At 66.8% G+C, this 25,595-nt stretch carries 23 protein-coding genes and 1 pseudogene; 13 read left to right on the top strand and 11 right to left on the bottom strand.

Annotation, left to right across the window (positions count from 1 at the left end; all coding sequences use genetic code 11):
* Window positions 1-26: 26 nt before the first annotated feature.
* On the bottom strand, window positions 27-620 hold the full coding sequence (tpg, locus tag ACZ6S8_RS34255) for a telomere-protecting terminal protein Tpg (protein WP_469461625.1): 594 nt from the start codon (window positions 618-620) through the stop codon (window positions 27-29).
* 92 nt (window positions 621-712) lie between these two features.
* On the opposite strand from tpg (ACZ6S8_RS34255), the pseudogene ACZ6S8_RS34260 reads away from it, so the two are divergent.
* Window positions 713-1,234: pseudogene (locus ACZ6S8_RS34260) on the top strand (DUF6233 domain-containing protein).
* Window positions 1,235-1,373: 139 nt separating this feature from the next.
* Here the strand turns inward: ACZ6S8_RS34260 and ACZ6S8_RS34265 are convergent.
* The gene (locus ACZ6S8_RS34265; RefSeq protein ID WP_469461626.1) at window positions 1,374-2,777 is read right to left on the bottom strand and encodes an HNH endonuclease; all 1,404 of its coding nucleotides are present in this window, start codon (window positions 2,775-2,777) and stop codon (window positions 1,374-1,376) included.
* Between the two features lie 163 nt (window positions 2,778-2,940).
* Here ACZ6S8_RS34265 and ACZ6S8_RS34270 point away from each other — a divergent pair, with 163 nt between their 5' ends.
* Both ACZ6S8_RS34270 and ACZ6S8_RS34275 read left to right on the top strand, forming a co-directional pair.
* Window positions 2,941-4,254 (top strand): ATP-binding protein, encoded by a 1,314-nt coding sequence (locus ACZ6S8_RS34270; RefSeq protein WP_469461628.1) that lies wholly within the window; start codon window positions 2,941-2,943, stop codon window positions 4,252-4,254.
* 102 nt (window positions 4,255-4,356) lie between these two features.
* A complete protein-coding gene (locus ACZ6S8_RS34275; RefSeq protein WP_469461630.1) occupies window positions 4,357-5,052 on the top strand; it encodes an AbiV family abortive infection protein in 696 nt (231 codons plus the stop codon).
* Between the two features lie 119 nt (window positions 5,053-5,171).
* Here the strand turns inward: ACZ6S8_RS34275 and ACZ6S8_RS34280 are convergent, their stop codons facing one another.
* A complete protein-coding gene (locus tag ACZ6S8_RS34280) occupies window positions 5,172-5,765 on the bottom strand; it encodes a toll/interleukin-1 receptor domain-containing protein (protein WP_469461632.1) in 594 nt (197 codons plus the stop codon).
* Window positions 5,766-6,342: 577 nt separating this feature from the next.
* Here ACZ6S8_RS34280 and ACZ6S8_RS34285 point away from each other — a divergent pair.
* Complete coding sequence (locus ACZ6S8_RS34285) at window positions 6,343-7,188, top strand: endonuclease domain-containing protein (protein WP_469461634.1); 846 nt, start codon at window positions 6,343-6,345, stop codon at window positions 7,186-7,188.
* Between the two features lie 86 nt (window positions 7,189-7,274).
* Here ACZ6S8_RS34285 and tpg (ACZ6S8_RS34290) read toward each other — a convergent pair whose 3' ends face one another.
* The gene (gene tpg, locus ACZ6S8_RS34290; RefSeq protein ID WP_469461636.1) at window positions 7,275-7,832 is read right to left on the bottom strand and encodes a telomere-protecting terminal protein Tpg; all 558 of its coding nucleotides are present in this window, start codon (window positions 7,830-7,832) and stop codon (window positions 7,275-7,277) included.
* A 3-nt stretch (window positions 7,833-7,835) separates the two neighbouring features.
* Window positions 7,836-10,037, bottom strand: a complete 2,202-nt coding sequence (tap, locus tag ACZ6S8_RS34295; protein WP_469461637.1) for a telomere-associated protein Tap — start codon at window positions 10,035-10,037, stop codon at window positions 7,836-7,838.
* Between the two features lie 231 nt (window positions 10,038-10,268).
* On the opposite strand from tap, the gene ACZ6S8_RS34300 reads away from it, so the two are divergent.
* The gene (locus tag ACZ6S8_RS34300; RefSeq protein WP_469461638.1) at window positions 10,269-10,688 is read left to right on the top strand and encodes an MmcQ/YjbR family DNA-binding protein; all 420 of its coding nucleotides are present in this window, start codon (window positions 10,269-10,271) and stop codon (window positions 10,686-10,688) included.
* A gap of 262 nt (window positions 10,689-10,950) precedes the next feature.
* Window positions 10,951-11,403: a hypothetical protein gene (locus tag ACZ6S8_RS34305; protein ID WP_469461640.1), complete on the top strand. Its 453-nt coding sequence runs from the start codon at window positions 10,951-10,953 to the stop codon at window positions 11,401-11,403.
* A 200-nt stretch (window positions 11,404-11,603) separates the two neighbouring features.
* Here ACZ6S8_RS34305 and ACZ6S8_RS34310 read toward each other — a convergent pair whose 3' ends face one another.
* Both ACZ6S8_RS34310 and ACZ6S8_RS34315 read right to left on the bottom strand, forming a co-directional pair.
* Complete coding sequence (locus ACZ6S8_RS34310) at window positions 11,604-12,290, bottom strand: restriction endonuclease (RefSeq protein WP_469461641.1); 687 nt, start codon at window positions 12,288-12,290, stop codon at window positions 11,604-11,606.
* Window positions 12,291-12,366: 76 nt separating this feature from the next.
* Complete coding sequence (locus ACZ6S8_RS34315; RefSeq protein WP_469461643.1) at window positions 12,367-12,576, bottom strand: hypothetical protein; 210 nt, start codon at window positions 12,574-12,576, stop codon at window positions 12,367-12,369.
* Between the two features lie 1,083 nt (window positions 12,577-13,659).
* Between ACZ6S8_RS34315 and ACZ6S8_RS34320 the strand changes: the two genes are divergently transcribed.
* Window positions 13,660-16,599 (top strand): tetratricopeptide repeat protein, encoded by a 2,940-nt coding sequence (locus ACZ6S8_RS34320; protein ID WP_469461644.1) that lies wholly within the window; start codon window positions 13,660-13,662, stop codon window positions 16,597-16,599.
* A gap of 372 nt (window positions 16,600-16,971) precedes the next feature.
* Here ACZ6S8_RS34320 and ACZ6S8_RS34325 read toward each other — a convergent pair whose 3' ends face one another.
* Window positions 16,972-17,250: a hypothetical protein gene (locus ACZ6S8_RS34325; protein ID WP_469461646.1), complete on the bottom strand. Its 279-nt coding sequence runs from the start codon at window positions 17,248-17,250 to the stop codon at window positions 16,972-16,974.
* Window positions 17,251-17,346: 96 nt separating this feature from the next.
* Window positions 17,347-17,619 carry a hypothetical protein gene (locus tag ACZ6S8_RS34330; protein ID WP_469461648.1) on the bottom strand — a complete coding sequence of 91 codons (273 nt, stop codon included), beginning with the start codon at window positions 17,617-17,619 and terminating at the stop codon, window positions 17,347-17,349.
* A gap of 1,859 nt (window positions 17,620-19,478) precedes the next feature.
* On the opposite strand from ACZ6S8_RS34330, the gene ACZ6S8_RS34335 reads away from it, so the two are divergent.
* The 5 genes from ACZ6S8_RS34335 to ACZ6S8_RS34355 all read left to right on the top strand — a co-directional run bounded on the left by ACZ6S8_RS34335 (window position 19,479) and on the right by ACZ6S8_RS34355 (window position 21,768).
* Window positions 19,479-19,658, top strand: coding sequence for a hypothetical protein (locus tag ACZ6S8_RS34335; RefSeq protein WP_469461649.1), 180 nt, complete (start codon window positions 19,479-19,481; stop codon window positions 19,656-19,658).
* 22 nt (window positions 19,659-19,680) lie between these two features.
* Window positions 19,681-20,103 (top strand): NUDIX domain-containing protein, encoded by a 423-nt coding sequence (locus ACZ6S8_RS34340; protein ID WP_469461651.1) that lies wholly within the window; start codon window positions 19,681-19,683, stop codon window positions 20,101-20,103.
* A 107-nt stretch (window positions 20,104-20,210) separates the two neighbouring features.
* Window positions 20,211-20,588, top strand: coding sequence for an HIT family protein (locus ACZ6S8_RS34345; RefSeq protein ID WP_469461652.1), 378 nt, complete (start codon window positions 20,211-20,213; stop codon window positions 20,586-20,588).
* A complete protein-coding gene (locus ACZ6S8_RS34350) occupies window positions 20,585-21,097 on the top strand; it encodes a nucleoside 2-deoxyribosyltransferase domain-containing protein (RefSeq protein ID WP_469461654.1) in 513 nt (170 codons plus the stop codon). Before ACZ6S8_RS34345 ends, ACZ6S8_RS34350 begins: the two co-directional genes overlap by 4 nt.
* Window positions 21,094-21,768 carry a hypothetical protein gene (locus ACZ6S8_RS34355; protein WP_469461655.1) on the top strand — a complete coding sequence of 225 codons (675 nt, stop codon included), beginning with the start codon at window positions 21,094-21,096 and terminating at the stop codon, window positions 21,766-21,768. The genes ACZ6S8_RS34350 and ACZ6S8_RS34355 overlap by 4 nt, the downstream gene beginning before the upstream one ends.
* Window positions 21,769-22,070: 302 nt before the next feature.
* Here the strand turns inward: ACZ6S8_RS34355 and ACZ6S8_RS34360 are convergent, their stop codons facing one another.
* The gene (locus ACZ6S8_RS34360) at window positions 22,071-23,048 is read right to left on the bottom strand and encodes a ParB/RepB/Spo0J family partition protein (protein WP_469461656.1); all 978 of its coding nucleotides are present in this window, start codon (window positions 23,046-23,048) and stop codon (window positions 22,071-22,073) included.
* On the bottom strand, window positions 23,045-24,193 hold the full coding sequence (locus tag ACZ6S8_RS34365) for a ParA family protein (RefSeq protein ID WP_469461657.1): 1,149 nt from the start codon (window positions 24,191-24,193) through the stop codon (window positions 23,045-23,047). The genes ACZ6S8_RS34360 and ACZ6S8_RS34365 overlap by 4 nt, the downstream gene beginning before the upstream one ends.
* 275 nt (window positions 24,194-24,468) lie before the next feature.
* Between ACZ6S8_RS34365 and ACZ6S8_RS34370 the strand changes: the two genes are divergently transcribed.
* Complete coding sequence (locus ACZ6S8_RS34370) at window positions 24,469-25,551, top strand: hypothetical protein (protein ID WP_469461659.1); 1,083 nt, start codon at window positions 24,469-24,471, stop codon at window positions 25,549-25,551.
* The last annotated feature ends 44 nt before the right edge of the window (window positions 25,552-25,595 follow it).

Genomic DNA, 25,595 nt, shown 5'->3' on the forward strand with positions numbered 1-25,595 from the left:
TTTATCGCAGTCGGGAATTCCGTGGGCTAAAAGGCGATGTTGAGCCACTGGACATCGGTGAAATTCACCTTCAGGCTCGCGCGGCCGCCCCCGCCCAGACGGAAATAGGCGTCCGCGATGGCCTCCCCGACCAGCTCGTGGAGGTCAGTGTCCGTCGCACCCTCCTCCCGTGCCGCGATGATGAGGGCCGCGTGGGAGGGCGACACGGCGATGCTGAGATCCCGTACCCGGGTGTCGTCCGAGGACCCGTTCGCGGTGAAGCCGAGGGTGGCGCGGAAGCTGATTTCGAACCCGCCCGAGGTGGTCGCGCGCTGCCTCGCCTGTGCCCTGACCTGCGGTTGCCACTCTGATTCGGTCTCCTGCACCAGGGCCTCCTGGAGGCGCTTGTTCGGCTTGCTGGAGGCGCCCGAGAGGTAGCGCTGCACCGTTTTGCGGGAGACGCCCAGGCGCGCCGCCAGGCTCTTCGTCGAACCGCGTTCCCGCTTGCGCAAATACCGCATCTGCGCACTTGGTGATTTTGGTGCGGGCCGCGTGAATAGGGCGCGCTCCGCGCGGTTGAGCGCGTCCATGAGCTTGGCGCGGGTCCGGGCCGCCTGCTGTGCCTTCTGGTCGTTAGTCACATGAGTACCTCATAGGGGCAGCCCTGTGGACAGAGGCCGGGGAGCCGGACGGCGTTCCCGGGGTGCGGCCGGGTCTGCCTACCGTGGTCGGTATGACGACGACTCCCCCGGACGGACCGCCGGCGCCGGTGCGGGTGGTCCTGCCGGACGGGCAGGAGCTCACCGCCCGATTGTGAGCCCGGCGCGAGACGCCGCGTGGATGGCTGTACGAGGTGGGGTTGCCCGCGTACCGCAACACGAAGGACGGCGACGTCCAGGCCGCGGAGTACCGGGTCTGGGTGCGCGCCCCCGAGCACGTACGGCCCATCGACGGCGTCTCCTACGACGCGGTGCCTACCGAGCGGCTGGCGCCGACGTCGTCGGTGCGCGAAATGCTGGGGCCCCGCCAGCCCTCGGGCTGGGTGCTGCAGAAAGTGGGCGGCGGCCGCGGGCCCGGTCGGTCCGTGCTGCACGCCGTCGACTGCGCCGAGGCCCCGCAGGGCGCGCCGCTGCTGCCTCTGGAGCGGGCGCTGGACGTCGCGGAGCAGCCCGGCACCCGCCTGTGCTCCCTGTGCGGCGCAGCGCAGGAGCTGGACCCCGTGCTGCGCGGCTTCGACCACATCGAAGGCGGCTGAGGCCGACCTCCATGGGCGGTCGGGTCTTCGTCCCGGCCGCCAAGCTCCCCGCATCTGCCGGGCCTCATCTGCGGGCGGCTGTCCGGTTGGGCTGTCTCGTTCGTCGGGGACCACTACCACCAGACTTGGCCGAACTATGTCAGGTGCCCAAGGGGAATTCACTCGGTACATCTTCAGCAGCCAGGTCCTTGCGTGGGGCTGGCAACGAATATGTACTCAACCCGGATCGCTTGAGGAGTGCCGCTGCCTCGAACACCGAAAAATGCTGGGTGAGGCAGGTAACCAGGTCCGGATCCTGGTAGCAACCGGCAGCGGATGCCGCCTGGAAGATGTCGGCTTCGTAGAATTCGCCGAGCGATAGGGCACGCCCGAGGCCTTTGAAGAAGTTGGCGGTTTCCTCTTCCGTCGGCTCGACCATGCTCGATGCTGTGTACGCGACGCGCCAAAGCTCTGCAGCCTTCGACTGCCCACGAATGATCCCTGTCACCTCAAGTTCAGTGTCAGATAGCCCGTGGTAGATCCGACTCGACTTGTGCGTTCCTGCGTGACTGGCCGCCTGCACGAGACGGTGCACGTGAATCTGGGCGTCGAGGAGCTTGTCGATCTGCTCCCTGACCCACTGGCGCTGCTGGTCCGTGGGGCCACCGACGAACTTCCCGCCCCATTCTTCATCACCTGGGACCCACGTCGTTGGCCATGCTGAGTTCCATGCACGGGAGACCGCGTCGTAGTCCATGTGCCGTCGCGCTACGGCAAAGCTGGTCATCCCGAAGTAGGTGGCGTGCTGAGCCGCCTGGACGATCAGTTCGGGATCCGCCAGATCGTCCTCGGTGAGACCTGCGAGACATTCGCGGAACTCATCGACCTGCTGGGAAGTCGGCGCGTCCTCACTGTCGCTCAAACCGCAGTGCCACACCGCGAATGCCGCCTCGAGCACCGCTTGACGCACGTCGAGATTGGCGGGAGGGCGGCTGGTGCCGACGATCCGCCGGGCCCCTTCCTGTAGGACGCCCACTTTGTTCCACGCAATGCCGCAGCAGTACTTGAACTTGTTGGCCTTGAGAACCTTGTCGTAGCCCATTGCGGTGTCGACGATCTCGCTCCAGACCCAGGCGGGCAGCCCCGCGAGCCGAAAGCGTTCGATGCTGGGCTTCCAGTCGCCAGGCAGTTCGATAGCTGTACGGTCATCGCCTTCGCCGTAGCCCCAGCGGTTCCACTCCCTCAGGAATGCTGCACGGTATTCGAGCTTGGGCTGCTCCTGCTCCTGAAGGTTGTCTGCGGCCTGCTGCATGGCGGCGGCCCAACGGATAGCGTCGGCGGCGACGTTTTCGACCAGGGCGCTGTCGACGGTGGCGGAGCTCTTCCCGCTGTTGCAGGGCTCGCAGCTTGTGACGAGATTGTCGGGGGTATCGGTGCCACCGAGCGCGACGGGGGTGACATGGTCGACGCGCAGCGGAACGTCGGGAGCGGCTGCGCCGCAATAGCGGCAGGTGTGATTGTCCCGGCGGAGGACTTCGTACCGAAGACGTTTGGAGACGGCCATGACGCATTGTCTCCGGCCATGACAGGTGTGGCCTAGGTCGACGGTGTGCGCATCATCACGGTCACGCGCGGCGCTGGCGGGTTACACCTGATCTGGACCAGTCCACGGTGGAGCGGATCGGCAATTGACGATGGGAGCAGTGCTGTTGGTGGACTATGAGGGGATGAACAACTCCTTGTTCGCTGCGTCGGCGGCGGATTTGACGATCGAGCGCATCAGGGCCCTCGCGGCGCGGCCGGACGAGGTGGAGAGCCTGACGCTGGAGTTCAAGCGTGAGTACTCCAAGAGCCTGCTGACCACCATCGCGGCGATGGCCAACACCTACGGCGGCATGATCCTTGTAGGCATCAACGACAGGGCAGAGCCGGGTGTTGACCGGGTCGTCGGCACCGACGCCCAAGTGACGATTGACAAGGTCGCCAGCGGTTGCCGCGAGAAGTTCGACCCTCCGTGGGAGCCGACCTTCATCCCCGTCCCGTTCGACGATGACTCCGGACTCAGCGTGGTGGCTATCCGGGTCGACGCCAACACCGCCCCCCGCCCTCTGCTGATAGACCTGAAGGCCCCGATCCGGCTGAGCGGGCAGAACTCCACTGCCGACCGCGACCGGCTTCTCAAGCTCGCCCGGGAGGAGCCGTCCGCGGGGGTGCTGCCCATGGGGCAGCACGTCATGTCCCCGACCCTGGACCGCGACCGGGAGGGCAACCCCGGTGCGGACTTCATCCTCCGCACCGGCATCAACCTCCCGATGGGAGAGGCCGGCGCCTGGCGCCCGCTGTCGGAGAGGACCGTTGCCGCCCTCGCCCAGACGCTGAACAACTCGGCCTTCCCCTCCGCCCTGCAGACCCTCGGACACGGATCGTTCTCCTCGTCCACGGGCTTCCAGCAGCACGGATACAACAGGTCCCGCACCGCCCGGCTGGTGTATCGGGCCCTCAGCGACAGCTCGGTGCCGCACCCTGTGGAGGCCGTCGTCACGGTCGCCCTACCCGAGGTGTACGGAACTTCCACGACGGCGACGGCGACAGTCACCATCGACGTCATCTCCCGGCTCCGGCGGTATGTAGATGCCCTCAAGGTGGGCCTGCCCGGCGAGGAGTACCGCTACCCGGTACCGAACCTGCTGGAACTGCTCGAAGGGATCCTGAAGACCACCGTCGACCCCAAGGTCGTCGCCGAGATCGCCCGCATCACCGACATCGACGCCGCCCTGGTGGGACAGCCGCGCGAGCTCCATCTCGTCGCGGACCGGCAGGTCAAGGAACTGCTTCGCACCGAGATCCTGCAGGAGATCCCGGACGCCGGCGCGTCGGCCGGCGGCGTCTTCCGTGCCAACCCTGCCCTGGACCTGCGTGACACCGCCGACTACCAAGAGCAGGTGGACGACTGGATCCGCCAGCTCGGTCTGGATGCCGGCCTGACCGGCATGGAGGCCCTGGTCGAGAGCTACCGGGCCAAGACCCGGCCCAGGACGTAGCACGCAGGATACGAAGTCTGGTCCCCGGCAGCTCCCATGCCGGGGACCAGACGTCTTGTACGGGCGCTGCCGGCCAGGTCGGGAAGTCGGCACACTGAGTTCATGACCGAAATGAGCCCAGGGCACGCACGCGAGTTCTGGAAGGCGTTGGTGGACAACGCCTCCTCCCTGATCACCGACGCCCGCACACTACTGAACGCCGGGTCCTACGGGCGGGCGTACTCGCTGACCGTCCTCGCGCAGGAGGAGCTCGGGAAGGCCCTGTGGATCTACAACGTCTTCCAGGTGGACTGGAGCTCCGGGGCTGATCAGCCCCGGGCAGTGGACGCCTTGACGCAAAACGGCAAGAACCACGCCAAGAAGTACCTTGAGGCCGTGGTCTTCGGCGACGAGCTCGCCGAGTTCTGGGGCGACTACAGCGCCGCCCCCGCCCCCGCCCTCGGGTCGGGCTACGAGGAGTGGGAGAAGGCCCACAAGGCACGACAGCAGGAAGCGGAGGACGCTGCCCGCACCGCCAACCTGGCAAAGCAGCGCGGGTTCTACGTCGACCGCGACGAGGACGACACCATCCTGTCCCCTACGGCCATCCCCGCCGGAACGACCGAAGCCGACCTGCAGACCGCCGCGCGCGTGATCGAGATGCTTCTCATCAACGATCACGTCCGGATGAAGTCGGCCGGCACACCGTACGACAGCACCCACGAGCAGCAGTTCCGGCTGTTGTCCGTAGCGCACCCTGAGGACTGGGCCGCAGCCACAGGATCGGCTGGGCCGGAGGGTGAACAGGACAGCTGGTAGCTGAGGAATATTCGCAGGGTCCGCCTCTCCAATTGTGTGGGCGGGTTGAGCGAGGACGCGCCTTGGCCGGGCACAGCGGCTGTGCCGAGGTGCGATTGGTCGCGGCAAGCACGAACCAGCTACACCTCGCCGCCCTCCTCCCAACGGCACTCAGTGCAGCGCACGCCGGCGTAGTCATCTCCGCGGTCGTAGTCGGTCGCACCCCACTGTTCGAGCTTGGCCGACGGAGCGCCGCAGTTGGGGCAGATCACGTAGACGCCGGCTCCGTGAAAGGACACGGCCTCGATAGTCGCCTCGTCGAGGAGCTGTTGGACGCCCTGAAGGAATCCGGTGGTATCGACGCCCAAGATCTTGTTGACGGCGGTCTGGTCGTCGTCTTCGGTCACGGAGACCCAGTACAGGGGGCGGAGGAGCGCTGGGAGCGGCGTGTCGTCCAGGCAGACCGGGATAATCCTGAGCCCATCTTCGAGTCGCCGGATGATCGCAGTCTCCAACTCGGACTTGACCCACTCCGACGTGCTGGCGTGCTCGGACCAGCAGACCAGAACGGTGTCGACCGTCTCCAAGGCGACCCCGACTTTGCCAGGAATGGAGTCGCCGGGGCTCAGTTCCCACTCATCGAGCCAGATGTCCACGCCGCCCAACCGCAGCTTCGTGGCGAAGGAGCGAACGGCAGGCTTGTCCTTATGGTTATGGGAAACGAACGCGCGCACTGTTGCTCCTTGTCACCCCTAAGACCCGGCACCAGGTTATCGTCAGAATGACGTTTTCGCATCCCATTCAGGCACTCCGGCTCGCAGTGTGCGCAAGATGCCGTCGGGGCTCGCAGTTGCGGAAAGCAGAGAGGTGCACCCGAAGGCGCGCCTGATCTGCCGCCTTGCTGGACCGCAAGTGCTCACCTCGCCAAGTGCAGCGCTCACCAGCCAACTAGGACGCTACCCGACCACAGCCGATGTGACTGAGCGTTTGATCCGGCGATTTTAGTACTGAGCTGACGGTCGAAGTGGCCGATCCCCTGATGGTGATCACGTCGCACCGGGAGCCCTCAGCCCTCCTCCTCGCCCTCCGAAGGACTCGGGGTGGTAGGTCTAATGGGGACTCCGTGCCGGGTTGCTGATCTTCGGTCTAATCTGTGATCTGATGCTCTGCATGTCAAAGCTGTGCGAGTCCGGCGACGGGAAACCCGCAACGCGGATGGGCGGCACCAGGTGCCAAGCCTGCTACCGCTACCACCAGAAGCACGGAACCTTCGAGAGGACCGGTCCCCGGCCCCCGATCAGCATCGAGGCGGTGCTCCAGAACGTCGAGCACACCGAGTCGGGGTGTTTGGTCTGGAAGGGGATGACGGACAAAGACGGCCGGCCGCTGTACTACGACGGAGACCGCTACGCGGCAGGGGAGAACCCTCTCGTCTACGTTCAACGATGGGTGTTCGAGCTCTACTCCGATAAGCCGCTCGCGGTGGGACAGACGGTCACGCGCAACTGTGCAAACAAGCTGCTGTGCATCCACCACGAGCACACCACTTTGTGGCGGCACCTGGGAAGCGGGGCCTTCGTGAGCGGTAGCGATGACCGAGCTGATACCGACGCCGCTCTCGCCGAGATGTGCGCGAACGGGCACGCGTTCGATGACGACAATGTTCCGTACGTGAACCCGAGGACAGGGGCGCGGGGCTGCCGGCGCTGCACGCGCGACTCGAAGCTGCGTTCACGGGGGATCGACCCGGTTTCGGTGCCCTACAAGCCATACCGCCGTGGCGACACGCAGTGCCGGGCGGCTCACCAGTACGCCGTGTTCGGCTTCAAGAACCGCGGCGAGGGCCGCATCTGCAACGAATGTGTCCGGATCAAGAGCGCGAAGGGCAACCTGAAGAAGGGTTATGGCCTGACGTTCGAGGATGTCGCTCGGATGCTCAAGGAGCAGGACAACGCGTGCGCCACATGCCAGACCTCCTTCACCAAAGTTGATCCCGACAACTTCCGGATGGGCGACGCCAACGTCGATCACTGCCACGCCCGCGGTCATAATCGAGGGCTGCTCTGCATGGACTGCAACATCGCCCTTGGCAAGGTCAAGGACAGCACAGCCACACTCACAAAGATGATCGACTACTTGAAGGCGTATGGGGCCTGAAGGGCTCAACACGCCAGATCGAGTGCTGACTCGCCAAATCAGACGCACAGTCACAGCCGAGGGCCAGGCGTTTTGTATGAGCGGGTCTACAGCTCGATGTCGAGCCGCTCCACGTCGGTGAACTTCACGCCCAGGCCGTGTGCGCGGCTGTCGTTGTTGCGGAAGTACATCTTCGCGAGGCCCTCGGCGGCGATCTTCTGAAGCTGGTCCTCGGTGGCTCCATGCTCCCGCGCGGTGAACAGCTGGTCGGCGTACTGGGGTGGCAGAGCCTGGATGATGTCGCGGACCCGGGCGTCGTCGGTCGTGCCCGATGCGGCAGTGAACCCGAATCGGGCGCGGGTGGAGACGACCAGGCCGCTGGTGGACGCTGCCTTCTTCCTCGCCTTCGCGCGGACCTGCGGCTGCCACCTCTTCTTGACCTCGCGCTCCAGGCGGCCGCGCAGTTCCGGGCGGGGGCGCTTGATCTTGCCCGTGACGTACCGCTCCACGGTGCGCTGGGAGATTCCGAGCGCCTGGGCGGCGGCCTTGGTGCCCTTGAGCTGCTTGACCAGGTACTTCATCTGTGTCTGGGCGCTTTGGGGGACGCGGCGGGTGAATGCCTTTTCCAGTGCGCGGTCCAGACTGTCCCCGAGTGAGTCGACCATCGGTTATTCCCCTTCTCCGGCGCTCTGGTCGGTCTTGATGAGGTTGGCGATGTTGAAGACCTCGCCCCGTTCCTCGAACTGGGCTTCCGCCCACAGGACAGTCTGGGTGCCCTGGTGTTTGACCATCCCGGGCGAGACCCCGAGCCGGAAGCCGCCCGGCACCGGCTTGCCCTCGGGCGTCTGCGGCAGGACATCCAGCGGGGACGGGCCGGGCGAGGGGTAGGCGATGGCGTCGGTGCCGATGGCGACCGGGTACAGGTCGGCGGCGGCCGCCGTCTTCATCAGCTTGCGGTGCAGGCCGGTCCGCTGGCTGGCCAGCACGGCGGCCCGGATGTCGGGGCGCCACGTCCAGCGCTCCAGCGCCGGGTAGGGCTCGTAGTACGGCACCTGGCCCCGGGAGCGCTGGCGCAGCTTGCCGATGGCGCCCTTGGCCGTGGCCTTGATCGCGGTCTCCAGCAGGCCCATGGTCGGGTCGACCTGCTTGCGCCGCGCCATCGCGTCCAGGAACTCCTGGCCGGTGAGGTCGGTGGTGACGCCCATGTCCGCCATCGTGTCCACGTACGCGTCGCGCAGCCGCTTGTACCAGGAGTCGAGGTAGCGGCCGGTCTGCGTGCGGACGTACGCCTCGATCGGCGCGACGTCGAAGCCGAGCTCCACCGCGTAGGCGAGCGTGGGGGTGGCGTACCAGGCCGGGCCGGTGGGGTGGTCGCCCTTCGGCGTGAACGGGGAGGGCAGCCGGGAGCCGTCGACGGTGCGGCCGTTGATCCGCACGCGGGACAGGTCGACGTGGGACAGGTCGACCAGCCATGAGCCGGGCAGCGCCGGGTCGAACGTCGGGTTGTTCTCCAGGTGGGTCGGCCCGTTGAGTCCGACCGTGAGGCCGTTCGCGGCCGCGGCGAACGACATGTTGAGGTCGATGACGACCAGGTACGGGTTGGTGCACTCGTCATCGGTCAGCGGCCGGCACCAGTCGTAGGGCTCCTCCATCAGCATCTCTGCCGGGGTGCGCATGTGGTGCCGTTCGAACTTGCCCTTCAGCTTCGGGTGTTCGTCGGGGACCTCGCACTCCACCACGGGGTAGAGCTGGGTGAGGGCGTCGTCGTTGAAGGCCCGCTTGAACTCGCCGGTCGCCTCGTCCTTCTCCGCGCGGGTCGGGGGGCGCAGTGCGGTCATCAGCTCGAGGCCGGTCGTCGCGGTGGTGCCGCGCGGCGTGATTACCCGGGCCGCGTACAGACCGAGGTACTGCGCGAGGTCGGCCGGGTGCATCGTCGGCAACTGCGGGTTGTCCTTCTTGTCCCACTCGCGGGCTTCCAGGGCGTTCCAGGGCAGGATGCACAGCTGGGCGCAGCGCCGCCGAGAGCCCTCGGGGTCGCGGTAGACCCGGGCCCACGGGCCGAAGCCGCGTTGGCTCATCTGGAGCCCGGACCGTCCGATCTGCTTGACCACCTTGTGGCCGGCCGGGAGCCGGCCCGCTTGCCGCTCCTCCTCCGACAGGGCAACCGGCAGACCGAAACGTTCCATCGCGGCCGCGGTGAGGACCAGGATCGGGTCGGCGTCGCGGCCGTGGCGGTGCAGCCGGGCCTGCCCGAGCTTCGCCTCGGTCAGCGTCCAGTCGACCAGCGCCGGGATCGTCTTGGCGGGCACGTCCAACACCAGGCCGCCGACGCAGTACGCCGACACCTGCCCGTCCTCGCAGTCGATGACCGCGAGCGGGCCGTTCTGGAAGCGCGGGTCTACGGCGGTCACCGACGCCGTGGACTTCGCCGCCGCCTTCTTCGCACCCGGGCGCCGCGACGTCGCCGACGGCCTGGTGGTGCTGCTCGCCTCGCGGGTCGGGCGGGACGGCGGCACCGCAGCGGCGGGCGCGGCGGGTGTGGGCTCCGGGGCGGGGCCGGTGAATGCCTCCGGGACCACCGGCGCCGGAGCGGCGGCGGGCGCGTTGGCGGCCGGGGTGGGGTAGCGGGCGGCAAGGCCCTCCAGCAGCCGGGCGTACGCGGCGCGCTTCGGCGGCCGCGGCTCCGTCTTGCCGGTCTCCCAATTCCCCACCGCCTCGCGGCGGGCGTCCAACGCCGTGGCGATCTGCGCCTGACTCAGCCCGGCGGCCTCACGCAGACGCTTACGCTCTGCGGGGGCCGGCAGGTCGTCCTGCGCGACTTGCTCCAGCAGCGCGTCAACGGCGCTGAACAGCTCGTTCTCAGTGGACACAGCGGTCACCTCCAATGGACAGCATAGCCGATCGCGCGTTGATTCACGCACCCAATCGCGCATGAATCGCGCAATCGGCAGCAGTGCAACACGTGGGTGGGTAAGCGGCGCAACGGCTGTTTGACCTTTCGCAACGATGATTGAGCGTTGTCAGCGAAGTTTGGTGACCACGGGCTTCCCTGCCCAGCCGCTTCCGGCGCGGAATTCGCCGGCGGTCGCTAGGGTCGGCCCATGTCCAGTCCTGGAGACGTGCCGCCGGAGATCCTGAACCGGTCGCGGTCGATCTGCCGGCAGCTGCCCGAGTCGTATGAGGAACCAGCCTGGATCGGCGTGCGCTGGCGGATCCGTACGCGGACGTTCGCCCATGTCTACACGCCGGACGTGGATCGCTACCCGGTCTACGCCTCGTATGCGACCGCAGACCAGGAACCGGTCGTGATGACTTTTCGGGTGCCCGTCGACGACCTGCTCGGCCTGACCGCTGGTGGGTTCCCGTTCTTCCGTGCCGACTGGGGCCATAACGTCGTCGCCGCCGTTCTCGGTGACCACACCGACTGGACCGAGCTTGCGGAACTGATCAGCGACAGCTTCCGCGAGATGGCTCCGAAGTTCCTCGCCGCGCGGGTCCCCCTCCTGCCACCGATCAGCTGACCGGCGGCGGGCCTCGTCTCCCGCCACAAGGACCGAATCCGCCACAGGCAGCCGCTCAACCTTCCCTAAGAATCACTCGACCTTCATTGCGACAGGTCATTCGTGCAGGTCAGGGCAGCAGTACAGGTGCGTTGCAGGCCCGTGTTGCACGGCCGTGTCGTAGTGCGTGTTGCAGGCCCGCCACCCCGGGAAAGCCACGGCATGGTGACGGCGCAGAACCGGGGCCGGCTGCCAGGCTGAGCAAGTCCGGCCCACGAGCTGATTGGGAGCTCCCCCGTGCCCCCCCACGTTCCGCATCAGGTGCTGCCTGTGCCGCAAGAACATCCCGCTCCGCGGGGACATCGTCGCCCTCGATGGCGAGTGGCAGCGGCGCTACCCGGACATGCTCGACACTCTCGCCTGCGAGCGGTGCGTCATCGACTGCGGCTGGAACTGCTGCATCGCCGCCCAGGGCGCGTTCATCGACGGACACGTCGCTGCGCCCGAAGGGGAAGTCGACGTCGACTCCTGGAGCCATCAACTGAACCGGGGCACTCACCGCGCCCTGGTGACGCTCCACCCCCAGTCTGGCCTGCTTCAGGGAGCGGAGCCGTACCTGCGCTCACTCGCCGCCCGCAGGGGCACCCGACCCGAGGTCGCCGCCCGGCTACGCGAGGCCCTGGATGAGTTCGATGCCCAACACCACACCATCGGCACGTCGCAGCTCACCGGCTGAGGCAGGGCTGTACCCCTGGCCGCCTGCTCTGACCTACAAGGCGGTCGACCTGGCGTGCCGGACATGGAGCGGCGGCAGCGGGAGCCCTGCCACCCCTCGAATGTTCAGTTCGCCGGCCTCTGACCGGCGCAACAGTTCGCCCAGGCAGGGCCCGGCGGGTCTCCCGCAGGGCCCTGCCGTCCGTCATCCCCCCCGGCCGGTCAGGCAGGGCGCCGCTTGGTGCCGCCGCCACTGCCGTTCAACGGGATCAGTGTCTCCAGGTGAGCGCCCTTGACCCACGCGCCCAGCAGATCGCGGTGCAGGGCCACAATGTCCTGGCGCAGCGCCAGGCCCAGCGCGTCCCTCGTGAAGGCGTGGCAGGTGGTGACGAACAAGGCGACGTCCGCACCGTGCTCGAGGCGGGCGGTGCCGACGAACTTCTGCATGTCCTGCGAGGGCACCCTCCGGTGCGCCGCGTACTTCTTGCACTGGATGACCAGCTTGCGGCCGTCGGCCAGGTAGCCGACGACGTCCGCGCCCAGGTCGCCGCTCTTGCCGCTGACGACGACTTTTCTGCAGCCGTCTCGCCGGCACAGCTCCGCGACGTACCTCTCGAATTCCTGCCACGACAAGGCATCGACCTGGGTCATGGACAACTCGCGCGCCCGGGCCTCCTCCTGCGCCCGCCACGCGCGGTCCTGGCCGACCGCACGGCGGTGCGCCCGCAGCAGCGCCCAGCCGGCCCCGCCCAGCACAGCCGCAGTGAGTACGGCCACCAGGACGGGCCAGACCGTCGACCAGTTCCCGGCGACCCACACCACGGCGATCACCGCCGCCACCGCACCCCAGACCTGTAACTGCTTGCGGGTCTGCTTCCTCAAGCGCCGGCGCCGTCGACGTGCCGCCATCACTCCCCCACTCCCCAGGTCCGCGATTCGCAAGGCGCGCCGACAGGCGTCGCCCGACCTGTGCGGGTGTGCCGGCTCATTGGCTGCCCTGCGTGATACTGCTCGCGAGCTGGCCCAGGGCGTTCAGGATTCCCTGGCCGACCGGGGTGGGAGCGAGGAGGACCCCCAGCGCCAGAACGATGACCACGGTCATCTTCTCGTCGAAGCGGCTACGGGAGTGTGTGGTCCGCCGCAGCCGGATGAAAACGATGACTGCGAGCAGCACCGCCACGTTGATGGTCAGCAACCGTCCACTCTCCCCACCGGCCATCACCACGCAGGGTAGGCAGCACGCTACCCGCAGCCTTCTGTGTAGCCGGACGTCGGTGATGCTGGGGACGGGTTGCCCGGCAATGGCACAAAAACATCGGGCTTGGCCGAATACCGCGCGGCCTCACGGCGGACTGCCGCGCCCGTCCGGCCCTTGGAGCACGAGGCGTCTACCGGCGGCGGCTTGCAGGGCGGTCGAGGTGGCGGTTGAGGATGTTGAGCCTCGCCTGGTGGCATCCGGCTTGGCGTGGCACACCGGGCAGGAGATCTTCATCAGCCGGTAGTAGGGCACCTTGCTCGCGGTCCCCCGTTCGGTTCGTTCGTCTTCCGGCCGCCGGGCCTTCTTGGCCGCGGTGGCCGCCTCCCCTCCTTGAGGATCGGCGCGATCCGCTCATCATGACCGTGCTCACGCCGGACTACGGTGCCGCCCGCCTCACCCGGGTCGGTGCAGTCCTGGCCGCCCTTCGCGTCGCAGAGGGGGCAGCGGCGGCGGATCCAGAACCCGCGGGCGACCTTCTCGTGCAAGGGCACCTTTCGATACCTACATCGAACGCCTGCGGACCCGCCTGGCCGTCGCAGGCATCGGCGTCGCGACCCCCACTCCATGATCAAGCGGAACCGGCCGAACCTGCGCAGGTGAGCTCGCCCAGGAGGTCACGAGCAGCGACATCGCCACGCGTGCTCCTCGACGGTGGACCGAGGGGTCGAGCGCTGCGCGATGCCACTCCTTGGTCCGGCCCGAGACGGCGATTACGTCAGGTTGAAGTGCGCCATGGCCAACATTCCTTTCTTGGGCGGGATTGCTCGGCTCGCCGGACGGCATCCGCCTCCATGCGACAGCATGGCTGTCCATACAGCGGTGGCGTACTGAAGGGTCTGGCAGATGGCGGGGCGGGGGCCTTCAAGGCAGGAACTGATTCGGCGACGGCGGTCTGTCGGGTTCGTCGGGCGGCAGGGCGAGGTCGGCGCGTTCCGCGACGCACTCAGACAGTCCCCGGAGGAGGCGGCTCAGTTTCTCTTCCATGTGCGGGGCCCGGGCGGGGTTGGCAAGTCGACCCTGGTGCGGCAACTGGAAGCCATCGCCCGCGAGGCCGGCGCCGTCACCGCGTACGTGGACGAGTCCGTCGCGGACGTAGTGGAGACGATGGAGGTCATCAGCGCGCAATTCGATCAGCAGGGCGTGGCGCTGAGGGGCTTCGACCGTCTGCTGTCCACTTATCGTCAGCGCCGACACGAGGCCGACGCGGGATTGGCCGCAGCCGTGGCAGCCTCGGATCCGACGGTGGGTGCCGCCTCGTCCGCGGCACCCACCCCGTCCAGTGTGATGGCCTCGCAGCTGGGTCTGGCCGGACTCGGCCTGATCCCCGGAGTCGGCGTCTTCACCGGCGCCATGAACCCGAACCAGGTAGCCGCCGGAGCGGACCGTCTCAAGGCCCTGCTCAGCACACGGCTACGCAACTACGGGGACGTAGAGCTGGTCCTGTCGCCCCTTGACGCGCTGACACCGGTGTTTCTCAAGGAACTCACCGAGGTGGCACGTCAGCACCCTTGGGTCGTGCTGTTCTTCGACACCTACGAGCGCACCGGTCCGATGCTCGATGCGTGGCTGCGCGACGTTCTGGGCACCGAACGGTACGGAGAACTCCCCGCGAACGTACTGATCACCCTCGCTGGTCAGTCCCGGCTCGCCGCCCGTACCTGGGAGGACTGGCACGACCTGGTCACCGACTGGCCGCTGGCGGTCTTCACGGAGACCGAGGCGCGTCGCCTCCTTACCGGCAAGGGGATCACCGACGAGCGGGTAGTGGAGGTGATCCTGCGCCTCTCAGGCCGGCTGCCGGTGCTGGTCTCCACCCTGGCCGAGACGCAGCCGGGAACGGTGGAGGAGATCGGGGACCCCAGCGGTACCGCCGTCGAGCGGTTCCTGAAGTGGGAGCCCGACCTCGCCCGGCGGGCCGCCGCCCTGGCCTGTGCGTTCCCACGGGAGCTGGATGAGGACGTATACCGGGTGACGGTCGAGGAGGAAGCCGCCGAACTGTTCGGATGGCTACGGTCGATGCCCTTCGTTACCGATCGCTCAGGTCACTGCCGCTATCACGAGGTGGTGCGCGGAGCGATGCTGCGCCTGCAGCGCAGGCAGTCGCCGGTCCGCTGGGCGCAGCTCCATACACGGCTGGCTGATGCCTTCCGCCACCGCCGCGAGCACCTCGAGGAAGCGACAGTCCCCAGTGCTGGGTGGTGGTCGGATGAGACCTGGCGCGGTCTCCGGCTGGAGGAGACCTACCACCGGCTCTGCGCCGGTTCCCGCGCCGCCCTCCCGGCCGCGCTGCGCGAACTCATCGATGCCTACGACCACGGGATCAACAGCCTGCGCCGGTGGGCTGTAGCACTGACCGAGGCGGGCTTCGACGCGGATTCATCAGAGCTGACCAGGTGGGCTGAAGAACTACGCGCGGCCCTGGATGAGGCTGCCCCGGGCATCGCCGCCCTGACCCTGCTTCTGGCTCGCCCCGGCCTCGAGCCCGTTGGCCGAGCATGGGCTCTTACCCTCCGGGTCCGTGACCATCAGGTCGCCGGGGACCATGATCGGGCCCTGGCCGACTACACCCAGGCCATCACCCTGAACCCGCTGGCCGAGCGCGCCTGGTACGGGCGGGCTCTGACCCAACACCTCACCGGGAACTACGCGTCGGCGATCGGCGACTATACCCGGGCCCTGGAACTCGACCCAAGCGATGCGATGAGCTTGTTCAACCGGGCAACTTTGTACCGCGTGGCTGAAAGATACGAGGAGGCTCTGGCAGATGTCGATCGAGTGTTGGAGACCGCTCCGGATCATCAAGGGGCAGCCACTGCACGGGCCGGCATCTACCATGCGCTCGGCCGCTACGAGGAGGCCTTGGAACAATTCACTCGCCACCTCACGACCGCTCCCGAAGATGAGGCCCGGACTTTGGCGAATCGGGGTGGGACCTACGCGGCGTTGGAGCGTTACGCGGAAGCCTTCGAAGATTTCGGCCGGGCCATCGAACTTGATCCGGGGCTCGCCGGGGCTTTCACCAGCCGTGGTCTCGCTTATCGCCGACTGGACCGGTACGAGGAAGCCGTGGCCGACTTCACGCGGGTAGCTGAGCTGAGCCCAGACAGTGCCTGGGCCCTCACGCTCAGGGCCGAGGCCTACCGAGCCTCCGGACAGCACGAGGGAGCCCTGGCTGACTACACCCGCGCCCTCGAGCTCGACCCCGGGTCCGCCTGGGCCCTCACCGGCCGTGGCAGCACCCTCCAGTCGATAGGGCGGCACGACGAAGCCCTTGCCGACTTCAATCAGGCCATCTCACACGACACCAACCTCCCATGGGCCTTCCACCTGCGAGGGATGGCCTGGGCCCATGCCGGCCGGTTCGAACACGCTCTCGCCGACTTCGACCGATACTGCCTGATCAGCCCGAGCAACAGCTGGGCTCTCCGAAGGAGAGGCGATTGCCACCGCACATTGGGAGCGTACGAGGAAGCCTTGACCGACTACGGCCTCGCAGCCGAACTCCGCCCCACTGATGCCTCCACCCTCGCCGCCCGCGGTGTCGCGCATCGTCTGCTCGGCCACTACCCCGAAGCACTCGCCGACCTCACCCGATCCATCGAGCTCGACGCCGATGACCCATGGGCCCACTACGAGGCGGCCGTCGCCATGGCCGCGCTCGGCGACCCTGACGGCGACCACCACCTCAGACGCGTAGTGCAACTTCTGGGTTCTCGTGCCGCGGGGCAACGTGATGCTTTCGAAGCAGACATCCTCGTCCTGACCTACTGCCTTTGGGAGCAGTGGGACCAAGCCGAGCAGCGCCTCTCCCACTTTCTAGACGCCTCTGAACCGACTGGTCAGGTGAGCCTGCTGATCATCGCCCTCCGCAGCCTCGTCGCCGTGAGCCCCTCGATCGAGCCTCGCATCGCAGTGTTCTGCCAGAAGCTCGAGGAGAAGCTCACCGGACCTGCCCAGTAGCGCCCTCAGCCCCCAATGTGCGTGGCCTGGCCAGGGGGGATCGAACTCGTGCAGCAAGTGGCGGCGTGCAAGAGCCGAGGCGGCCAGGCTGGTTCACGGAATTGCGGGCTTCTGATGACGGCTCGCGCTGTCCGGGCTCCGCTCCGGCGCACCGGCAGTCCGGCAGGAACACCTGCTCGCGGGAAACTGACCCTGCCCGCGAGCATGGCCCCGACCGTGTCTGGTCAGGGCCGCCGCCATGGCAGGCCGGTTTGAAGGCGGACCGCGGCGAGGTCGGGTTTGGCCGTTTTGGTGGGTGTCCACCGACCGCGCCTTAGCCGTAGTAGTCGCTGCTCCCCGCAGGCAACCGAAAAGCTTCTCGTGATTTTCGAGTCACATTCCGGAGAAGGCTCCAGTAGCCCAAATGGATCCGACGAGGATGCTGAAAACCCCGATGAGCCTGAATGTTTCGACCGTCGCCCTCCCTGAATTCATGAATGAAGAAAAAAAGGCGTAGATCCGGCCAGCGAGATTACCTGCATTGCACAGCAATCCTACACCGAGCAGGATGAGGGCTATTCCGGCAATTGTAAACAACACTCGCGCACCTCCAACTCTCCCAACTGATTGTCCATGAGTACTTTCCGATGCATCGAATTCCTCGGCAGGCATCTCTGAAATCGGACAGGTGTCCACCTATTGTGCAGTTCCGGGGGGAGGCGTAATGGCGCGACGTGACACCGCAGGGTCGCCGGGGCGGCGATGCTGTCACTTGAAGAGCATGGAGAGCGAGAGTGTCACGCAGAGTGTTCCGGCGACAATGAAGGCCACTCCGAATGTGATCACGTGACCGCGAGTCGCGCGAAACCCGTCTGCGGGTTGGTTTGTCTTTTCGAGTATCCCACTCGCAACGTCAGCGACTTTGTGCATTCTGGAAAGGAAAGTGGCCCCTACCAGCCACAACGTCAACCCTACGAAGCCCAGGAAAATCTTGCCTTCAGTTGAGGTCTCAGCTGCGATCATATGCTGAAGCATCTCCACGCCCCTTCCTTCCTGTAGTTAGTCAGTCCGAGCGCACCTACGCCGGGTCCGACGGTTCACAGCCGGGTGCCCCAAGCGCGCGAACACGGCTTGTGGTGGGCTTGGCGGAACGGTGCGGTTCGACCTCGCGCTGAGCCCTCGCCAGCGGGCTGACGAGGGCTCAAACAAGCATCGTGGGACGCGCACGATGAGAATCAGCCGATTGTGCGGCGTCGACGTGAAAGCATCGAATTACAGATTCCGTTGCCTGTCGGGCGAACCCAGGTATCGGATTGTCGCCACAGCGATGACTCCGACGGCAGATCCTGCGATCGCCAGAAATGCTATTGATGCTGCAGAGTCGCCCTGCGAGAGTCCGAATATGGCATACATGAACGCCCCCAGGATGGCGCCGCAGATGTACTGCCACTGCAGATTTACCAGGGAGTCGATCCCCTGGACAAGTCTCCTGAACACTATGCCTGCCACGTAGTGGATCCCTTGACTGCGGACTCGGTTAAGCAAGAGTATGGATGGCCACCCGCGTGGGCCGGTCCCAGGCCAGCCAGGAAAAGGGCTCTCGTGTTACTGCGGACGTGCGACTCGAGTGCAGGCTACCGAAGGACCGCGACTCCCCGGTGAGATCGCGGCCCTTCGGCGAGTGTGTCGATTGAAGGCCGACTCGCGCAGTCCATTTATCGCAGTTTCGGTTCATACGAATATCCTGATGCCCAGATTGCGCCGACAAAAACACCAAAGATGCCGAAGACTCTAAACGTGCCAACTGTAGCCCTGCCGGCACCCATGAACGAGGCGAAGAACTCTAAGATCCGACCAGCGAGGTCACCAACGTTCGCCGCCAAGCATGCGCCGAACAGGATGAGGGTGATTCCAACAACCAGAAATATCACCGTCGAACCTCCGACTCTGGGAATCCCTGCCATCGGAACCATAGAGGATTAAGCCCGCCGCTGACAGGAGTGCGCATTCCAGTGTTATTTCAATAAGCGCTTCCCGGTGCTGATTTTTATAGCTTCATTTCAGAAAAGTCTGAGAATCCCGAATAGGATCCCTATGACCCCTATTGCAACCCAAAGGGTGCCAACTATGCCTTTAAGTAGGGATCCTCTCCGCCTGCGGGCGAAAATCAAGCCTGCTCCGAGGCATGCTGACCCAAAGGCGAGGAAGAAGACTCCCGCAAAGATCCCCATTAGGAAAAGACCAAGAATGTCAAGCCGAAGAGGGTTCCGAAGACGCCAAGGAAAACGCACCAATACCCCACCGCCCGAAATATCCAGGTGCTTCGCTCGTCATCCGGCGCCAAATTGATTGGCGAAGCCAGCATTCGGTCCGCGAAACCGCGATGGTTTCGAACCATAGCCAACCCGAAGAGGAGCAGGCCTATGCCCAGGAGTAGGGGGATGACCTTCACCATCACTATCATCTCTTTCTCGTTGTATCTTCTCGTCCAGTTTCGATATCTAATCCGGTAGACCCTGGGCCGGGGCAGGTGGGCTCGCCCCGGCCCAGGGTGTCACGCTCAGCTACAGCCGAGGTTTATGGAGCACCCCCAGGTGTAGTTGATGCCGGTCTCGGCACCTGCCTCCATTCCGATGCCACCGCCCCCCTGGAATGCCCAGACTGGCTCACCCTTGCTGTTTCGTACCCATGATCCATCCAAGTTGAACGAGCTCTCGTGCTTTACGATCGCACCCGCCACGTAGTGGGCGGAAACTTCTTTGTCCCAGCCCCATCCTCGAAGCTGGTCGAACGAGTCGGCATTACTACTCAGCAGTGGACGGGACCTGGGTCGGCGAGGCCGCCAGCCCCGACGCGATCCTCGACCTGATCGGCGCGTACGAGGACGGCGGTGAGACGCGATGACGACCGCCACCGTGCCGCGCACCGTCCTGGAGCGCTTCCCCGCCGGCCACCCCCGCGGCTCCTGGCCCGCCGACGACTACGCCGCAGCCCAGCGCGCCCAGGGCATCGACGCCCACGTCGTGATGGATCTGACCACCGACCAGTTCCTCGTGGTCACCGGCACCACCACCCGATAGCCCGCCCAACCGAGAGGTGAACATGACCGAGACCGAGCCCGAGACCATCCGCTACACCGCCGACGTGGTCGCCCTGACCCCCGGTGGCAACGTCCTGCTCATCGAGCGCGGCTGGCCCCCTTTCGAAGGGGCTTGGCCCCTGCCGGGCGGACATTTGGACGAGGCGGAAGCGCCCCACGTGGCCGGCGCCCGCGAGTTGGCCGAAGAGACCGGCCTCCACGTGAATGTCGGTGACCTGCACCAGATCGGCGTCTGGGACCAGCTCGGTCGCGACCCGCGCGGCCGCTACACCACCTTCGCCTACATGGTCGTCGTCCCCGACGGCACCCCGGTCACCGCCGGGGACGATGCCCGCAACGCCCGCTGGTGGCCGCTGACCGACCTGCCGGATCTGGCGTTCGACCACGCCGACATCATCAACGCGGCCGTGATCCCCACCCCCTGACGCAGCACACACGGAGCGCCGCGCACGACCTTCCCGGCCGCGCGCGGCGCTTCGCCGTTCCCGTCCGCTCCTCACCCGTGACCGTCGACCGGACCAAGGAGTCCGCCATGAAGACCTGCGTTTTCTGTGCCATCGCCGCCGGGGAGGCCCCGGCCGTCATCGTCCGAGAGTGGCCCGACGCCCTCGCGATCCGCCCGCGCAGCGGCGGCGTGAACGGCGGGCATGTCTTCGTCCTGCCGCGCGTCCACGTCCAGGACGCCGGCACCGACCCGGAGGTGACCGGCGCTGTGATGCGCCGGGCCGCCGAGCTGATGGCCGAGCTCCCGGCCGCGAACCTGATCACGTCGAAGGGCGAAGCGGCGACTCAGTCCGTTCGCCACCTTCACGTCCACGTGGTTCCCCGCGAGGCCGGCGACGGCCTGCCCCTGCCCTGGACCCCGCAGCACGCGGCCCGCGCCGCCGCGCAGAACGGAGCCACGTCGTGAACGGCCCCACCACCCTGGTCATGGCCCGTGAGCCCATCCCGGCCGGGCCGTCTGTCTTCCTCGCCGGCCCCACCCCGGACAAGAGCAACCCCGTCCCGTCCTGGAGGCCCGACGCCCTGCGGGCGCTCGCCGAGCAGTGGACCGGCCCCCGGCCGCTGACCGTCCTGAGCCCCGAGTCCCGCAACGGCGACCGCGCAGACCGCTACGAGACCCAGGTCGAATGGGAGACCGACGCCCGCGCCGCAGCGAGCGCGATCCTCTTCTGGATCCCCCGCGACCTGAAGACGCTGCCGGCCATGACCACCAACGTCGAGTTCGGCCTCGACGTCGGGACGGGCCGGGCGGTGCTGGGCTGCCCGCCCGACTGCCCCAACCCCGAGCGCAACCGCTACCTCATCTACGTCGCCCGCCGCCACGGCGTACCGGTCCGCACCACCCTCACCGACACCGTGACCGCAGCCCTCGCCCTCGTCTCCACCGCCCACCCCGAGCAGGAGAACCTCCGATGATCCGTCGCCTGTTCCGACGCTGCGCCACCACCCCCGGCACCGTCCTCACCCCCGAGGACCAGGCCGTCGTCGACGCGTTCCGCGCGATGCTCGCCGCCCTGCGCACCCCCGCACCCCGGACACCCGGCTGCGCCCAGGACGTCGCCGTCCGGGTCGGCGCCCACATCGAACGGGCGCACACCCGGCCGGGCGACGACCACGGACCCGACCTGATCGCCGTCGCCCTGGTCCACCCCGACACCCCGCACGCCTCGGCCTACATCCGGCGCTACACCCGTAAGGGCTGGCTCCGCTGCGAGACCGCCACGATCCTCGGCCTCTGGCAGTCGGCCTACACCGCGCTCTCACACGCCGCGGCGGGCCTCGACCTCCCCGACGACGTCGGCATGCTCCCGGCCTACTACGGGGTCAACGTCGAAGCACGGCAGACCGGCGGATCCGGCTTCACCGTGCTCCGCCTCGGCCCATACAGCCAGACCGGGCTCGCCTCCCGTGACGCCGATCGCCTCAACACCGAGCTGCAGGGCCAGGAGACCACGGCCGTGCCCGGGTTCACCGTCACCGTGGCGAGCGTGCCGTTCGACTTCGGCGACCACGAGAAGTACACCGACCCGTACGACACCGACGTCACCACGCTCTTGGCTGCCGCCATCGCAGAGGTGAGCGCATGAGTACCACCCTGTACGAGATCACGACCAGCAAGGGCGACGAAGGCACCATGCAGCCCGTCGAGCGGGTGACCTGAAGCGCAACCCAGAAACACCAAAAGCCCTGCCCCGGCACGTGCCGGGGCAGGGCTTTTGGTGTTTCTGGGCCAACAGCAGGTTGGGCGAGGCGTTGTCCCGCCAAGCGGGAGATATCGACCAGATGTTTACCGTGTAAACCTGCATGGCTCCGATCCCGAAGCGCAGAGGTAACGCCGAGCGACACTGCTTGCGACGTTTACACGGTAAACGGGAGTCACAGCCCGCCGTCAGGCGTCACCCATGAGCAGCAATGTGAGCTCCTCGCGGTGTTCAGCTGACATGTGCGCTCGGAGTTGCTGGTTGAACCACTGGGGGTCCGTCCACGGGAGGGCGGGAATCTCGGAGGGCTCCGTAGTGGTCTTTACCGTGTAAACATCCGCAGGCGGAGCGGCGGGGGCTCCCTGCTCTCCGGACGGCTGGCCGGGCAGTACCACCGAAGGCGCTGGCGTTGCGGGGTCTTTGCGGTCCCGTCGGATGCGGGGCTTTGCTGGGGCCTTCGCGGCTTTCATGGAAGTTTCGGCCTCGGTGCGCTGCTGTTCGGCCGGAAGCCCGCCGATGCGACGACCTTCATGAACGCGGAGCTCGCCAGACTCAACCTTCTCCTGGAGGTCTTCCGGAAGCTTGAGGAGAGCGAGCCGCTGGGATACCCAGCCAGGGGTCTTCCCGAGCCGCTTGGCCACGGCCGACTGAGTTCCGTGCACACCAAGCAGCTCTTGGATGGCCTTCGCCTGGTCCAGCGGAGGAACATCCACACGATGGACGTTGGCGATCAGGGCCGATTCGAGGATGTCGGCCGCACTGGCGGCGAGGGCGTCGTTGACGTCGATGCGGAGCTCGGCCAGGCCGGCTGCGTGCGCGGCGGCCAGGCGCCTGTTGCCATCAACTACGACGTACTCAGCTTCGCCGATAGCTTCGGCCTGGTCCGCGTGGACGGCGAGGAAAGCCACCGTACGCACGACAGCTACCGGCTGGAGCTGACCGCGTTCCCGCAGTGATGCGGCGGTCTCCTCGATGTCGGTGAGCTCGTCGCGCGGGTTGAACGGGTTGTGCGCCAGAACGGACAACGCCACCGCTGCCGGCGGCCGCTTCCCCTCTCCGGCCATGATCTGCGCCCGGGTTCGCACACGACGCGGGGACGGCTTGCTCTCCGAGCCGTCGTCGTTGATGTCGAAGCCGCGGGTGATTCGCTGGGGGCTGGTGGTCATACGGCGAGCTCCTTCGCCAGATCGCGCATCGCCTGAGCGTGTTCGCTGTCGGGGGCGTACTCAAGCAGCGGGATCTCCCCGTCTGCCGCCTCCCGGCCTTCCTTGAGGTCGCCGATGACGGCGAGGACCGCCGGGGACGTACTCCGCTCCCACTGGTCCTTGTTCTCCTTGACCAGCTTGCCGCGCCGGCTGTCGTACGCGTTGACGACGAGTCCGAGGTAGTCGATCTGGATACGACCCTTGCGACAGAGGTCTTCCTTCTGGGCCCGCAGCAGCTTGAAGGCCCTGTGGGAAGCCTTGTTGGCCCAGACCGGCGTGATGAGACCGGACCGGTCAGCGAGCTCACCGTCGCGGCGCCGCACGTAGTACAGCGCGGTGTCCATGTTCAGACCGAGGCTGGGCGGGCCGTCGATGATGATGACGTCGTAGTCCTCCTCCAGTGGCTCCAGCGCCCGCTCGAGAGCGGCCTCGCTGAACGAGACCTTCGAGAGGGACACGTCGCGGAGGAACGCGTCGTCCGAAGCCGGCAGCAGATGGAGCCGCTCACCAAACCGCTTCTGGTCCAGCGCGACTAGCAGCTCGCGGATGTCGCCCTTCGCGCTGCCCTCCATGTGCATGAGGAGCGTCTCGACGTCGTCCTCGTACATCACGTCCTCGAAGCCGAGCTCGGCTGTGAGATGGCCCTGCGGGTCGTAGTCGACGAGGAGGACGCGCCTGCCGGCCTCGGCCAGGGCCTGCGCCATACCGGACGAGATGAACGTCTTTCCGACGCCGCCCTTCTGGTTGGCGACTATTACTCGGGCCACCGGCTGGGCGTGGAGGGGAGCGCTGGGGGAGGGATGGTGTTCCAGCCACAACGTCACCGCCTGGGCAAGCCCCTGCACGTAGGTGACCCCGCGCTCCCCGCAGACCGACTTGAAGTTCTCCGGTTCACCTGGTGGCAGGAAGGTTCCCCACGTCTTGGCTTTGGCGGTGTCGACCTCGGGCGGATCGGGGGTCAGGTACCACGCCTTGATGGCGTGCTCGGTGGCGTCCTGGATGTCCATGCCGTGCTCGAAGGCTCGGATCTTCAGGAGTCTGCGCAGCTGGGGAGTGAGCGAGGTAATTAGTTTCTCTCGCCCGCCGTTCTGGGTTGGGATGCTCATGTAGGCGAACTTTACTAGGTCGTTCCGTGGTCGTGGACGACGACATTCCGACCGACACGTGAGCAGGGCTTCGCCGTCGTTGCCCGGCGGATAGATAAGCTGCCCCCTACGGCCAGTGGAGGGCCGTGCTTTCTCAGGCATCGCGGCCCAGCTGGTGTCCGAAGCAGAAGGCGGACGAGCTCAGCTACGACTCCACGACAAAGCATCAGTCCGAGAACGGGAACGGCATCCGAACGCCGTGCCGAGGGCCGCCGGTACGGGATAGGGACCCTCCCATGCGCAACCTTCTGAGCCGGACCGCCGAACGTCGTTGCTGTTACACGAACGAGTCCTTCGGCAGGGCCCGCTCCGGCCTGCGGCCGGACCAAGAGCCGATCCCGCCCGCTCAGGGCCGGGAACAGAGGCACTTTGAAGCAGCCGTCTTCGATGAGCTGCTCAAGTGCCACCACCGGTTCACCGAGTACACCTTCGGTATTCGACGCGTGCACCCGCTTCCAGACTCCCTTGAGCTCGAGGTGGAGAGCGAGGAGCGCGGGCAGGACATCCTGGGTCACTTCCTGCCCGCCTGCGACGAAGTAGGAGAGGAGGTAAGCGGCCTGCTGGGCCTGCGCGTCGCGAAGTGCACTAAGCGGGGCATCGAGCTCCACGTGGCAGGCCAACAGACGTCGTTGTGGCTCACCGGCCTACCGCCCGCCACCTGGCAGCGCGCGGAACGCAGCGTCCTGGACAGCACCCATGCCGCGGGTTGGCAACCCCTCTGGAGGAGGGCCTACGCCTGGAGCCGCCCAGAGCTGGCGTTCGAGGCCCGCTGGAACTCTGGGGAGTGGGCCCGACAGATGCAGGCGGGAGCCCGGTACACCAGCGGGCTGCTACGTCGCATCCCGCTCTTCCACCGCGTGTCCCCTGCCCAGGTTGTCACCGGCTACAAGGGACTGCCCGTACTGGGGTATGACGGGTTCGGGCCCGTCAGGTGGGTCCTCGAAATCGACTTTTCTGACACCCGCCACCACGCCGACCACCTCGTCGACATGCTCACGGACCGCACCTTCGGCCTACCTCTCGCGCCGGCCCTTCACCTCGAAGAGTCGCAAGGTCGCCCCCTCCCGCCCAACATCCTGCGCCTCGACGACACCGAACGGACCGCGCTCTTGGAGATGAGGCTCTCCACAGGCATGTACCGGTCGTACATTGCGCAGCACCCGGAAGCGGCTGACCGCATCCAGCAGCGTGTTGATGCGGTGCTTGCGAAGCATGAGGCGGATTCTCCCCTTCGTGCCGGAACGCGAGGGAGGCCGAACGTTGGGCGGGCCCGCGAGGCTGCTGAGACAGCGAAGAAGCTCGCGGCGCGGCGCCAGTAGGAGGCAGCCCGATGGTCCCGTCTGTGTTGAGCCGCCGCTAAATA

This window comes from Streptomyces sp. NPDC048461 (assembly GCF_055587105.1).